Source organism: Granulicella sp. L60 (genome assembly GCF_009765825.1).
Lineage (GTDB): Bacteria > Acidobacteriota > Terriglobia > Terriglobales > Acidobacteriaceae > Edaphobacter.
The window spans coordinates 15895-29819 of sequence record NZ_LMUR01000004.1 but is presented as its reverse complement, the minus strand read 5'-3'; the positions used below and the strand labels follow the sequence as shown (position 1 = coordinate 29819).

Below are 13925 nucleotides of genomic sequence, written 5' to 3'. Positions count from 1 at the left end.
ATCCGAAGCCAGCCCATATAACTGCGCTTCAAAGCCATGTTGCTCCAACATCTGAAGCACGCACGTCACGCCATCGCCCTGTCTTGTACACACTCTGCCGTGCGATAAGGAAAAATGTCGGTGAAATATGAAAGATCTTCACGAAGGTAGTCTCATAGAATTTCTCTAACTGAAGTTTATTTCTGCAAAGATTGCCTTCGCGTGTTTACCTCCGCAAGGAAATATTGCGTTGCAGACTTTCATCCAGAACTGACACAGACAGCGATTTGCGGGAAGGCATATGAACAAGTTTCAGGCTATTTTCGATAAACAGAAGGCTTATTTCGATACGAACGTCACCAAATCCTATGAATGGCGAATCGAGCAATTAGATCGTCTTGAAAAGATGTTAGGCGAGAACGTAGACGCGTTTCGCCAAGCCGTATGTACGGATTTCAAAACAGCAATATCAGAATATGTCTTTGAAGTTGCTGCGCCTTTCAATGTCATTAAATCCACCAAAGCCCACTTGAAGTCATGGATGAAACCGGAGCCTGTGGTGGTTCCCACAGCTCTCGCGGCGTCGGGACATACAGCTGTGGTGTTGAGAGAGCCTTATGGCGTCTCGCTCATCATGGGACCGTCGAATGGTCCGCTTATCCTTCTCTTTGATCCCGCCATAGGAGCATTATCTGCGGGAAATACGTGCATCCTCAAAGTCGCCGAGGCAAACGTGGCGACCAGCGCTTTGCTGGCGGATCTTGTTCCCAAGTACTTTGAGCCAGAAGCAGTAACCGTTGTGAGCGGTTCCCGAGACGAGATTACTGAACTTCTCAAACTTCCTTATGATTTTATTTTCTTTACAGGCAGCGTCCCCGTGGGGAAAGTGATTATGCGAGCTGCCGCCGAGAATCTCACGCCCGTGATTTTGGAGCTGGGCGGTCAGAATCCAGCCTTCATCGAGACAACGGCTAATCTGAAGGACGCAGCAAAGAAGGTTGTGTGGGGAGCGATGGCTTGGGGTGGGCAATGGTGCACATCACCGGGATACGCTTATGTCCATGAGTCAGTTCTTCAGGATTTTCTCACTGAAGCGAAGAAAGCTATTGTCGAACTCTACGGCAATGACCCCAAAAGCAACCCGGACTATTCGCGCATCATAAGCAAAAAAGCGGCGCAAAGACTCATGTTTCTTATCAAGCAATCAAAAGTATTGTCGGGAGGGGCGACCGATCCCGAAGCGCGCTACGTGGAACCAACTATTCTCTTTCCCGTAACCTGGGATGACGAAATCATGAAGGAAGAGATATTCGGTCCTATCCTTCCCGTTTTGAGCTATAGCGATTTTGATGAGGCCATTCGCGAAGTGAAGAAACGCCCTAAACCTCTGGCGGCATTTCTCTTCAGTGACGATCAATCGACGAAGGACCGATTCCTGACAAACCTTTCTTTTGGCGGCGGCGCGATCAATCAAGTGAATATCCATCTGTATATCGACACCATGCCCTTCGGCGGCGTCGGCAATTCAGGAATTGGACACTACTACGGGAAAGCTGGATTCGACGCGCTAACACACGCGAAGTCAATCCTGATATCCCCACCAGATGTTGCAATCGAACATCTCTTCCCGCCCTATACAGCCGAAAAGCTCGAAGAGCTTTCTCAGTGGTCGGAATACCCGAAAGAGTAGCGCCTCATCTATGTCTCAGTCCTCCGCCTACAACAAAAGTGTGATGCGGAGGGAGTGGAGCATATTTTATCTAGTGTGGCATGTGATTAGCTCCGCAGTACCATACGCACTGTCTGACGGACAGACCTAACCGTATCGGGCTCCGGAATCAAATCCGAACTCCTTCGAGAGCTCCGGGGCGATTTTGGAAGGGAACACTGTGCAAATCAGAAAATCAGCTTACACAGCATTCCTATATGTAATTTGCATCTCGGTTCCGGGTCGTCATGCCTCTGGGCAGATATTGGACGGTGCTAATTCGGGATCGATCGCGACGCCGCGTCCCATCAACCCTTCGACTAGTACCACAAACCCAAGTGCTCGCGAGACGCAAAACCAGAATCCGTACCTAGGAGTGTTCCAACCGGTCCTGTGGTGAATGAAACTCTTAGCTTTACATTGCATCAAGCTGTATAACGCGGTCTGAAGTACAACCTGGGACTCATTGATAGCCTTCAGGCGGACGCTGCGGTGCGGGCGCAGAGACTTCGCGCGTTGGTGGCCCTTTTGCCGAATATCAATGCAAGGGCGCAACAGGCCTACGAAAATATTTCCTATAACGAGATAGGTCTCAAGGTTCCTCCTATAGGAGGGTTCACTCTTCCATCCACATCAGGAGCATTCGGTTTCCAGGATGCCCGGATCAGTGCGACTCAGTCGCTGTACAGTCTGGAGCTTACCGATCGGTATCGTGCCGAAAAGGCTTTTGAGAGCGCCTCGCTTCTGAACACCAAAGACTCGCGGGATGTAGTCGTCTTCGCGGTTGGATTGGCTTTTTTCAGGTCGTGGCAAGCAAAGCCAGACTAGAAACCGCGCAGGCACAGCTAGCGTTTTCCAGGGAGCTCGACTCGCAGGTTTCAAACCAATACCGCTCAGAGGTGTCGCCGGAGATTGATGCTATCAGGGCGCAGGTGGAGCGCCAAACAGCAGAACAACGGGTGACGAATGCTGCCAATGAGCTCGAAAAGGACAAGCTTACCCTTGGCCGTATCATCGGCCTTCCTCTTGAGCAGAACTTCATGGTGCTCGGTGGCGAAGAGTATCGGCCATTACCCGAGGCCACTGAATCTGGAGAGCAACAGCAAGCCATGAGCAATCGAGCGGATCTGGCCAGTGCTCGGCAAACCGTTCGAGCAGCAGAGTTGGCAGTGAATGCCGAAAAGGCACAAAGGATGCCTGCGCTTTCACTTGGCGGCAACTACGGCACAGGTGGCACTAACTTTGCGAATGCCAATCAGCTTTATGAGATTTCGGCAGGGGTGTCCGTTCCTATTTTTACTGGAGGAAGAATCAAGGCTGATATAGATGAGGCGAAAGCCGTCCTGGGGCGAAGAAGTGCGGAATATCAGGACCTTGAGGGCAGGGTGAAGTATGACATACGTGTGGCACGGCTCGATCTTGCCTCCTCCGAATCGAGTGTCAATGTGGCTGCAACCAACAAGGCGCTCGCTGCACGCGCACTCGTTCAGTCCCAGGACCGCTACAACAACGGAGTGACGAACTATCTCGAGGTAGTCCAGGCCGAGGAGACTCTTGCCGCTGCGAATGACAACTATATTCAGAGCCTCTACTCGTTCAATGTTTCGAAAATAGCGTTGGCTCGCTCTCTCGGAAACGCAGACACCCGATTGAATGATTTATTCGGAGGAAACTGAAATGACGCAACAGGCTGAAGATACGCCCGTCTCTCCCGATGCAGCGACCACCAATTCTGCCAGCGATTCTGCGCAACAAGCGAGCCACGGCAGTGGTGGGAGACGTCTCATAGTGATCGCGCTCTTTGTCGTCATAGCTGTAGCAGCTGTCCTATGGTGGCTTCACGCGCGGAGATACGAAACCACTGATGATGCACAGATCGACGGCCACTTCGATGCCATCAGCACAAGGATCAGTGGCACTGTGGTCTATATCAATCCTGATGTTGAAAACGACCATTATATAAAGGCCGGAACCTTATTGCTGAAACTCGATCCTCGGGATTATCAGGCGGAACTGGAACATGCGCAGGCCGCGCTTGAAACGAAGGAGGCTTCGGCACGTTCCGCTCAGGTAAATGTGCCGATCACCGACGCGACCGCGTTCAGTCAGTTACGTGGTGCAGAGGCAGCACACAGCGAGGCACTGGCGAATGTCAGGACCGAGGAGGCGAATCTCGTCGCCGCCGAGCGCAGGGCAGATGCAGATGAAGCTGTTGCGTCCCGCTCCGAGCGTGATCGCGTCCGTTACCTGGCTCTCGTCGAGAAGCGGGAAGTTTCTCGCTCGTTTTATGACGCGCAGGACACAGAGGCGAAGTCAAGTGCACAGGCTCTTGATGCCGACCGGGCGGTCATCATCGCAGAGAGGGAGAAAATATCACACTCCAAAATCTAGTTACTGAGCGTCAGGCTCAAGTGGACGCGGCGCGGATGGCTCCTCAACAAGTGGTCGACGCACGCGACAGGCCCCAATCCAGAATCGGGGAAAGAGACCAGGCAAGAGCCGATGTTCATACAGCTGAGCTCAATCTGAGCTATACAAAGGTTTATGCCCCTGTCGGTGGGGTCATCGGCCGAAAGACGATCGAACTTGGACATCGAGTACAACCTGGTCAATCTCTGCTAATCAGTAGTGCCTACTGATGACATCTGGGTCACTGCAAATTTCAAAGAAACTCAACTTGGGCTGATGCGGCCGGGCCAACCGGTGACCATTCACGTCGACACCTTCGGCAAAGACTACAAAGGAATAGTCGAAGAGATGGCTGGGGCCGCGGGGCCGCTCTTCAGTCTTTTTCCTCCGGAAAACGCCAGCGGAAATTATGTAAAAGTCGTCCAACGCTTTCCAGTCCGTATTCATCTTGATAAAGACCAGGATCCTGATCATCTGCTCCGCCCCGGTATGTCTGTTGAGCCAAGAGTGAAGGTTCGATAAATTGCACTTCGCGTCTACAGAATATTCAGCTCGTCTGGAGGAAAAGGGGAGTGGCAGCCATGGCGACAATCCCGGAGCAACTCGCAGATAGGAAGCCCGTCATCAATCCCTGGTTCATAGCAATCACTGTTATGCTCGCAGCCTTTATGGAACTGCTGGATACATCGATTGCCAACGTCGCGCTTCCCTATATCGGAGGAGGCCTGGGAAGAAGCTACGATGAGGTGACTTGGATCCTTCGACGTACCTTGTCGCGAATGCTGTCATCCTTCCGATGAGCGCATGGCTAAGTCGCGTTTTTGGGCGTAAGAATTACTACCTGGTCTGCGTAGGGCTGTTCACCGTGACATCTTTTCTATGCGGTATTTCACCCTCACTGGGCTTCATGCTGCTCTGTCGCATTCTGCAGGGTATCGGTGGCGGCGGACTTGCTCCAGTCGCGCAGGCGATCCTGGTCGATACGTCCCCCCTCTAAAAGAGCATCTGCCTTTGCACTCTACACGGTAGTTCTGGTCACCGCTCCCGCAATTGGACCGGTGCTTGGTGGATGGATTACAGACAACTACAAGGATCTTCTTCATCAACGTTCCGATCGGGCTGCTCGCACTTTTTCTGACGAGACTCATTCAGGACCCGCCAGCTTTTACCGCAGAACGTGCAGCTTTGCGTAAGAACGGCAAGATTTCGATCGATGGTACGGGCATTGCACTGATCATACTCGCGTCCGCTGCATTGGAGATTACCTTGGATCGAGGTCAGATCGATGACTGGCTTGGAAGCAACTTCATCTGCTGGACCTTGGGGTTGGCAGTATTAGGATGGATCGGAACCATCCTCTGGGAACTCTATGTCGACGAGCCGATTATTGACTTCCGGCTGTTGAAGAACCGAAATTTCGCGATCGCTGCGGTGTTGTTTTTTATTTTTGGAATTGGATTCTTCGGAACCACAACCCTCGTACCTCAACTTCTTCAAGCGCTTTACGGCTATAGGGCGATCGATGCCGGATTTGTGCTCGGGCCTGGAGCCCTTGTCATCACGGTGCTCGCACCCATTTCTGCACTTCTGCTCCAAAAACGTATCGTCTCTCCAAAAATCATGATGACCTTCAGGCTGTCGGTTGTCGGAGCCTCATTGTGGCATTTCAGCACCATGAATCTGGACACGAATGGAGGCCACTATCTGATGGGCCGAGTTTTTCAAGGGATCGGCTATGGATTCTTCTTTGTCCCGGTCAATATGATCGCCTATTCCATGTTGCGTCCGGAGCAGAACAATAAAGCCTCCAGTCTCACAAATCTATTTCGTAACTGGGGCGGAAGTTTCGGCATCGCATTTATCACGACCTCAGCTGAGCGACGTCAGGACCTGCATCAAGTGAATGTTGGCTCGGGACTTGGTTCAAGCTCACAAAGCCTCCAGCAACATATCCATGCGCTGACAGACTATCGGTGAGTAAAGGATTCACTGGACCGAACGCAGCCATCGGTGCGTACGGGCCGATCCTATAGGCAATTGCATGATCAGACGCAGTTTCTGGCATTTATGGATTATTTCCGTGTCATTGGCTGGGCGACTCTGGCGAGTGTGCCTCTCGCCTTCCTTATTAAGAAGTTTGTACCTTCAGATGGGCCATCCGCAGGCCATTGAGCAGCAACGCATTTAGCTTAAGGGTCTCATATACAGAGAGTGCGACCGTCTCAATTTAAACTTCGTCCTTAAAATCCAGACTCGGGACCGAGTAGATGCCCATAACTTCAAGTACGGTTAGCTCGTCTCCCCGTCGTATGTGTGTTGTCTTGGTGGCAGAAGCATGTTTTCGCGATCCTAACCGAGCGCTAGGCGGTGGGTATCAACATTTGCGATACTTTCTTTAAGAGACTCAGTCATTACGCTCAGTAGAATCTCTATTGCACGCGATAGAAGACCCGTAATTGGTTCAAAGCTGAGGTGGGTGAGTGTGAGTTTACCCGCCACTGTCATAAGCCCTACTGTCTGCTCTCCCTCAAAGCCTACCGAGACCATGGGGCCCGCGATTCGGTGCAACGACATTTCTCCCCATGTGGTGGCGAAGTTCCACGCGCCAAGATTGGTCTGAAGGAGATCGAAGCCGAAGATCTTCTCCGACAGCGCTGCGTATTCTGCTGCACTATTCAATCCTTGGTATAACCCTGCTATCGTCATACGATTCTCCACGATCGAGCTGGGCAACAGTTTAGAGTCTAGCTGTTCCTTCGCATTTGCCACGATTTGCCAGAAACCTTCTTGGGATTTGCCAGAATCGAGGACGATTACAGAAATGCCCACTGCATATAGCAATTCATCCGTCAGCTGTAGCCTGCTGCGCAGATCGATCGGAAGAAAAATGCGCACGGGGAGCTTTTGCCAAGCGTCACTCAACTGCTGACCGGCCAAAGTAAATGCGGCTGAGACCGCGTGACCTATGGTAGCTCCATGTTTGCGAGTCATCTCGCGCAAAAGGTTAGTCTGATCAGCGGTAAGCGTCTGTACTTCCACCTTTGCTTTTTTTGATTGATCACGAAATGCAGTTGACCAGTTTTGCGGAGGTTGATCGACCGAAGATGCCGGAGCCGACCCAAGGTGTTCCTCTATGAGCTTATCCATACTCTCTGGCAACTCATACGGTTTGAACTCAACGCCATGAAAGGTCTGGAGAATTTCGTGGAGGAAGTGCATCGCACTCATAGCATCCGCTATAGAGTGATGAAAGCAAAGAATGAGGTCGCATTTGTCGTCGCTCTGGAGGAGCGTCACGCGCAATAGTGCGGAGCTCTCCGGTGTGAATGGGGTATTCATTTCCTCTTCAGACACAAACTTCCAATGCAGATCGTTCTTCCTTGTTACACAACGGAAGGATATCCGTGGACTAGCTTTCACGAAGACGAGCTCATCATCCATTTGAGCGACAGCCACATGCAGCATAGAGTGTCGCGTTCCGGCCGTGCCGATTGCTTTATGCCATCGCTCTTCTGATTGCGTACCGTGAAATGATGCTGTCAGAAGGAACTGCAATGGACGATTTTGATTCATGAGCCAGAACCAGCGCTCGGCTGTTCCGAGTGCGCGTAGAATCTTTTGTTTTTCAACGTTTGGCATTCTTGTTTTCTTTCTAGTAAATCTCGGACTAGACTTTTGAGTTTGAATACGACATTAGAGTTGGCGTTTGTGAGAAGAGGTAGACCAAACCTTCGGCGAATGTCGGGTGTGCAAAGGTTGAATCGCGAAGAACAGTGTAAGGTAGCTTTGCGCTCATCGCGAGTTGAACCGGCGCCATCATTTCTCCAGAAGAGGCACCACAAGCCGTGAAGCCGATAATGGTATCGTCAGAGGCACTAATGAGTGCCTTGAGAAAACCTTCTGTTTCGCCTGTCGTTCGGGTACGCAATACAGACTTCATTGCAAGCTTTACAAGTCGATAAGAAATGTTTTTTTCTTTCGCCTCTGTTTCGCTGAGCCCGATACGAGCGAACTCGGGGTCGACAAATAAGCACGAAGGCACTAGACGACCGGTAGTTGACCTCGAGAATCCAGCGAATCGATCGCGCAAAACGCGAAAATCGTCATAAGCAATATGAGTGAAATGTGGACTGCCAGCGCAATCGCCGGCTGCAAAGATGCCAGAGGCGGTGGTTTCGAGATGCTCGTTTACCCGAACAAACCCCTCCGGGGTGAGATCAACCCCGGTCACATCTAAGCCGATATCAGAAGTATTCGGTGTGCGACCTGTGGCGACCATGAGATGGGTACCCTTTAGTGTTATCGGCTCTCCATCCTGTTCCAGATTTAGCGTGATCTTCTCGCCAGACATCCCACTGACTTCTTTTAGCTTCGCGCCCGTAACAATTTCAATTCCCTCTACGGTGAAAACCTTGAGGAGGAGTTCAGAGACATCGCTATCTTCCTTATGAAGGAACCGCTCATTGCGCTCAATGAGGGTAACCTGGCTTCCGAAACGGCGCATCACTTGGGCGAATTCCAAGCCTATATAGCCTCCGCCGAGTATGAGGAGATGTCCTGGCACCTCATCGAGCTCAAGTGCTTCCACATGAGTCAGTGGGGCCGCTTCGACCAATCCGGGAATAGAATCTATCAGAGAACGAGACCCTGTACTAAGGACGATTGTCTCTGCGGTAAGTAAGCGAATCCCACCATCTGCCAGACCAACTTCCATGAATTTCGAGCCGACAAATTTTCCTTCGCCGAGAATCAATTCGGCGCCGCTCTTGGCAAACCGTTCCTGATGCATCGCGACGAGACCGTCGACCATGGCGCGTTTTCGTCCTCGGATAGCCGTAATGTCGATTGCAGAATCGGCTTTATGCATCCCGTAGGATTCCAATTGCGTCGCGGTATGGACCACTTTGGCAGAATGAACAAAGTTCTTAGTGGGCAGGCATGCGATATTTGGGCAGGATCCGCCTATATATCGGCGTTCGACGAGAGCCGTCTTCTTACCATTTGAGGCAAGGTTCCAAGCAATGTACTTTCCTGCCTCGCCACTGCCTAAGACAATCGCGTCGTATGACTCGACCACCGTTTGGGCAAGACCATTTTCAGCCGACTTGCGTTTATCCACAGTGTCACCCGAATCTTTAGAAGTCATTGATACTCTCCGGATCGAATCCTGAACGAAATTGTTTGATGGTTCGGCACGGTCTTTGGCTTCTCTGTTGGATTACCAAGATTGGCCCTACGACCGCATTCGCCGCACAGAAGTGGGGCTATAACGTTCCGAGTCTATAGGTATTTGTGTTGACGATCTTTCGTTAATGAATCAAGCTTTCCCAAAATGCACGTCCGTCCAATTTTTCAGCTATATAAGGGGCTCAACACAATTGAATCTTAGTGAGTCGTGGATGACCGGGGGAGCCCGGGCCTTGGTCGCATGATCGACGAGCCACGTGTGCAATGACGGCTGATATGCTTCGGAGAATTCCAACAAGTCTTAACTATTCTTCACAAGTCATAACTTTGTTAGCCGCTAAATTGCGTGTATCTATATGAATTGAGCATGTTTAGTTTAGACACTTGCATGAACTAAGTTTTCACAAGCGATCACGGAAAACTCGATAGGCACCATTGATTATGAGGTAGTGACAAGCAGAATAGGCGCTCTCGCAATTGAAACCGCTTAACGATCTAAGTCGGTCGTTACGTTTTAGCGGGCCGTCACAAAGATAACAATTAGCTGAATACCCACGCGTTTAGCCGTGGTGTCAACACCAGCGTCGCCCCGGTCTCCGAGCCTCATGCCAGCGATGTGCGTTCTCTAAAACATCACCTGTCGATCGCCTATGAGGCGATAAGTTGAGAACTAGGAAATGGTTGGCGATCACAATTCCGGTACTAACATCGACAACACCTCAGCTAATTCGAGTCCGGTGAGTCCTTTTTCATTTCTACATATTCGTCATTATGTTCGGAGTACTTTGTGAAGCCGGAGTTTGCACTTCCACAATCTGATCAGTCAAAGAAGCCGACGAGTGGCGGTGAGCAGCTTCAGCCGAGGTCGCCCCTCATTCGCTCCGAGGTAGAGTGGCTCAAGCCTCCATCACTTGAATCTGCATCGTCCGGAAGGGAATCTCAGGTAATACTTTCTCGGTGGGTTATACAGGAACCGGCTTCTCCGATAGAATTCTCTTCCAATGGCGCAGAAGACGCCCACACGCTTACGCTTTTTCGCAAAATGCCGATAGGCGAGTGGCATTTCGGCGGCAAGCCGTTTAATAAAGGCTATGCTCCTGCCGATTCACTCTGGATCAAAGAGCCATTTCAGGAAGCTCGAGCAATATACTATGAGGGTTTCACGTGCTTCCGAGTGTATCTGCCTCAAGCCTTGTTGGCCGAGTGTTACGAGACCGCATATGGCCGTGCTCCTAATGCACACCTGGTCTTATCGAAAACAAAACGTGTAGATTGTCCCACTCTCAAACACCTCGTCAAAATGCTGGTCGACGTTGATGATAACGGTGGTCCCGCTGGGCCGGTATTCCTCGACGGCATAAGTTTGGCTATCGCGTCTCGCTTGTTAGCACTCGACTCGAAAAGAGCACGACTCAAGTTTCCCGGAAAACAGCCTTCGGAACTATCAAGATGGCGGCTAAATCGGTCGATCGAATACATCGAGGCAAACCTGCTAAAGCCGATATATCTGATTGAGCTCAGTAACGCAGTTGGGCTTTCTCGAATGCACTTTGCGGCTCAATTCCGCGCGGCCACTGGTTATACGCCGAATCGCTACATACTTCGACGAAAGATTGCCCACGCACAAACTTTACTCCGAAATCCGTCCATGTCAATCGTTAACATAGCGCTGGCGCTTGGATTCAGAACTCAAGCCCATTTCACATTTGTGTTCAAAAGCATTGTCGGACATCCTCCCGCTTATTGGCGCAAGCATTGTTCTTAGCCCTGTCCCGTATCGCTTCTCATGGAGGCGGAGTTTAAGGTGCAGCAGAAATCGGCAACGTGAATACTTCCGCCTTCAGAGTGGCGATATGGCGCTTTGGTCACGAGGTCCGGAAGCAAAGAGTCGTTCCGGCTAGATGGCTGAGGGTCACAGAAATGTCTTGAGCCGAACGGAAAGATTCTTGTCGCAATGAAACTCTCGTTGGTGGCTGCATCTGCGAGCAGACGGAAAAAGAGGTCCTCTCCGTCCAGATAGGATTACCGACGACTCCAGCCTCCGCACTGCCTTCCAGCGGAGGGACTTGCACTCTCGTGGAGAGAAACGTGCGCGACCTGGGCTACGCTTCGCATCACGCAATTCCTCTCCAAACTAGCATTCGGCAGCGGCTTCGAACGCGTCGAGTGTACGAGTCGAATAGACCAACGCAGCGCCAGCATTGATGGAGATTGCAACGCCCAGAGCCTCGGCTATTTCCTCCTTGGTCGCGCCCTGTTCTCGCGCTGCAGCTACATGGAAGGTGATACAGCCATCGCATCGAAGGGTAATGGCGACCCCGAGAGCGATCAACTCTCGGGTTTTCGCATCGATGTGGTTGGTTCTTTGCGCCGCGTTGCCCCATTACTGTGTAGCCCTTGACAGTGTCAGGAGTAAGTCTGGCCAGACTCCCAACTCCATCTATGAGTTGGGAACGATAAGTATTCCAATCCTGCATGTGCATAGAAAGTCCTGTCAAATAGTTGGTATTTTGAGGTGCGCCGGATATTTGTGAGCGCGACTCTATAGCTTTATGAGATGGTCAAGATGCAGAGCTCGCGCGACACCAGCACCATATGCGGAGTCTGCCCGAGTACAGTTCGCAATATGACGCTCAATAACCTCTAGAGAGGCACCCGTGATGTTACGGGCGGTATTCTCGAAGAGAACCTGTTGCTGCTCAGGGTTCATCAGCCGAAAGAGATTGCCCGGCTGTTCCCAATGGTCGTGGTCAACACGATGATCCCAGTGATCTGCTTTGCCCTCTATAGCGAGTGCAGGCTCAGCATACTCCGGTTGATTGTCCCACACGCCCTGAGAGTTTGGGTGATAGTTCACTGTGGATCCAAGATTTCCGTCCGTACGCATCGCTCCATCCCGGTGGTAGGAAAGAAATGGGCATTTCGGAGCGTTGACAGGGATGTGGTTGAAATTGACCCCCAGGCGATAACGTTGTGTATCTCCATAAGAGAAGAGCCGGCCCTGAAGCATCTTATCAGGAGAAAAGCTGATCCCTGGGACGACGTTCGCAGGGGAGAATGCTGCTTGCTCGACCTCTGCAAAGAAATTATCCGGATAGCGGTTGAGTTCCATTACTCCGACTTCGATCAAGGGATAGTCCGCTTTGGGCCAAACCTTCGTCAGATCAAATGGATTGTGTCGATGCGTCTTCGCTTGTTCCTCCGTCATTACCTGGATAAAGAGAGTCCACTTCGGAAATTCTCCGCGCTCAATAGAATCCAACAGATCGCGTCCATTGCTCTCACGGTCAGTTGCTACCAAGGCCGCAGCAGCTTCGTCCGTAAGGTTTTCGATACCTTGTTGGGATCGGAAATGGAACTTCACCCAGACGCGTTTGTCTTCGGCATTGATCATGGAGAAGGTATGACTGCCGAAGCCATGCATATGCCTAAATGACTTGGGTATGCCTCGATCAGACATAATTATGGTTACCTCATGCAACGCTTCAGGGAGCAATGACCAGTAATCCCAGTTGTTCTGCACGCTTCTGAGTCCAGTTCTTGGGTCTCGCTTAATTGCATGGTTAAGGTCTGAAAAACGCAGGGGATCACGAAAAAAGAAGACAGGCGTGTTATTGCCGACGATATCCCAGTTTCCATCCTCGGTGTAGAACTTGAGAGCAAACCCTCGAATATCACGTTCCGCATCGGCTGCACCACGTTCTCCGGCTACAGTGGAAAACCGGGCGAACATCGGAGTTTGTTTTCCGACCTTAGAGAAGATCGCCGCCTTTGTGTATCGCGAGATGTCATGGGTAGTCGTGAATGTTCCGTGTGCTCCCCACCCTTTCGCGTGCATTCGGCGTTCCGGAATCACCTCCCGATCGAAGTGTGCTAATTTCTCGATCAGCCAAATGTCTTGGAGAAGGGCGGGGCCGCGCGGACCAGCAGTTTGAATATTCGTATTATCAGGAACCGGAGAGCCGGTCGAGTTTGTGAAACGTTCGGAGTTGGACATTCGTGTTCCTCACTTTTTGAGATCTGAATCTTTACCGGATCGTGCGTCGCCCGCATTCGACTGATATCGGCTCGGGGCCGAGTCCGCGTGTTAAATGGGGGATCCTTCAATGTTTGTGCACATCATTTTTGTTTGCTTCTGGACGTAGTTCCGACGACCCCATGCCAGTACTATCTGGCGCGATGTTTTATGGTGGTGCCACCGTGACAATTGCTTCGCACCGGCCTCGTATATCGTCGAAGGTATCCTTGATGAAAGGAGTTTCGACTGAAGACAGTGTAGGCAGAACGGAGGGCTTAGGTCTTTCGCTATCCAATTAGCTTTGCGAAAATGCACGGAGTTAAATGACCCCATCGTCAATTCCCTTTGGAATTGCATTACTATCCGAAAATGTCCTATTTTGCTGCGGTTGTGTCGTGGCGAATTTCAGGCGCTAGAGTTAGTGTTGCTTTGGTTGTGAGTAACGGCCAAAGAGAGATTAGGTAGAGCTTATCTTTTGGCCGAGAACGTGAGCCGTAGCGTTGCGACCAGAACGGCCCACAGCGTGAGTGTGTGCCGAAGTAAGAATCTGGTCAGGCTCTCGAAAAGCGAAGGTTGCTCGACTCTGGCAAGGACATGTAGCGACGATGGCTAATAAGCGGCGAA

Annotated in this window: 12 protein-coding genes; 8 read left to right on the top strand and 4 right to left on the bottom strand. The window is 51.2% G+C overall.

Features of this window, described 5'->3' with window-relative positions:
- Positions 1–280 precede the first annotated feature (280 nt).
- From GSQ82_RS02495 to GSQ82_RS24850, 7 genes are all read left to right on the top strand, one after another.
- The gene (locus tag GSQ82_RS02495) at positions 281–1669 is read left to right on the top strand and encodes an aldehyde dehydrogenase family protein (RefSeq protein ID WP_158790456.1); all 1389 of its coding nucleotides are present in this window, start codon (positions 281–283) and stop codon (positions 1667–1669) included.
- Between the two features lie 824 nt (positions 1670–2493).
- Positions 2494–3363, top strand: coding sequence for a TolC family protein (locus GSQ82_RS02490; RefSeq protein ID WP_158790455.1), 870 nt, complete (start codon positions 2494–2496; stop codon positions 3361–3363).
- Position 3364: 1 nt separating this feature from the next.
- Positions 3365–4078, top strand: coding sequence for a biotin/lipoyl-binding protein (locus GSQ82_RS02485; RefSeq protein WP_158790454.1), 714 nt, complete (start codon positions 3365–3367; stop codon positions 4076–4078).
- Positions 4079–4315: 237 nt separating this feature from the next.
- Positions 4316–4618 (top strand): HlyD family secretion protein, encoded by a 303-nt coding sequence (locus tag GSQ82_RS02480; protein ID WP_158790453.1) that lies wholly within the window; start codon positions 4316–4318, stop codon positions 4616–4618.
- A gap of 59 nt (positions 4619–4677) precedes the next feature.
- Complete coding sequence (locus GSQ82_RS24860; protein ID WP_254061389.1) at positions 4678–4896, top strand: hypothetical protein; 219 nt, start codon at positions 4678–4680, stop codon at positions 4894–4896.
- Complete coding sequence (locus GSQ82_RS24855) at positions 4893–5093, top strand: MFS transporter (protein ID WP_254061387.1); 201 nt, start codon at positions 4893–4895, stop codon at positions 5091–5093. Before GSQ82_RS24860 ends, GSQ82_RS24855 begins: the two co-directional genes overlap by 4 nt.
- A 68-nt stretch (positions 5094–5161) precedes the next feature.
- Complete coding sequence (locus GSQ82_RS24850) at positions 5162–6073, top strand: MFS transporter (protein WP_254061373.1); 912 nt, start codon at positions 5162–5164, stop codon at positions 6071–6073.
- A 372-nt stretch (positions 6074–6445) separates the two neighbouring features.
- Here the strand turns inward: GSQ82_RS24850 and GSQ82_RS02470 are convergent, their stop codons facing one another.
- Together GSQ82_RS02470 and GSQ82_RS02465 are read right to left on the bottom strand one after the other, a co-directional pair.
- Positions 6446–7735, bottom strand: coding sequence for a hypothetical protein (locus GSQ82_RS02470; RefSeq protein ID WP_158790452.1), 1290 nt, complete (start codon positions 7733–7735; stop codon positions 6446–6448).
- A gap of 28 nt (positions 7736–7763) precedes the next feature.
- The gene (locus GSQ82_RS02465) at positions 7764–9242 is read right to left on the bottom strand and encodes an NAD(P)/FAD-dependent oxidoreductase (protein WP_158790451.1); all 1479 of its coding nucleotides are present in this window, start codon (positions 9240–9242) and stop codon (positions 7764–7766) included.
- Between the two features lie 1083 nt (positions 9243–10325).
- Here GSQ82_RS02465 and GSQ82_RS25515 point away from each other — a divergent pair.
- The gene (locus GSQ82_RS25515) at positions 10326–11048 is read left to right on the top strand and encodes a helix-turn-helix domain-containing protein (protein WP_371417152.1); all 723 of its coding nucleotides are present in this window, start codon (positions 10326–10328) and stop codon (positions 11046–11048) included.
- A gap of 369 nt (positions 11049–11417) precedes the next feature.
- On the opposite strand, the gene GSQ82_RS25430 is transcribed toward GSQ82_RS25515, so the two are convergent.
- Entirely contained in the window at positions 11418–11615 is a 198-nt protein-coding gene (locus GSQ82_RS25430; protein ID WP_216846995.1) for a carboxymuconolactone decarboxylase family protein, read from the bottom strand.
- Positions 11616–11825: 210 nt separating this feature from the next.
- Complete coding sequence (locus GSQ82_RS02450) at positions 11826–13280, bottom strand: catalase (RefSeq protein ID WP_158790449.1); 1455 nt, start codon at positions 13278–13280, stop codon at positions 11826–11828.
- Positions 13281–13925 lie beyond the last annotated feature (645 nt).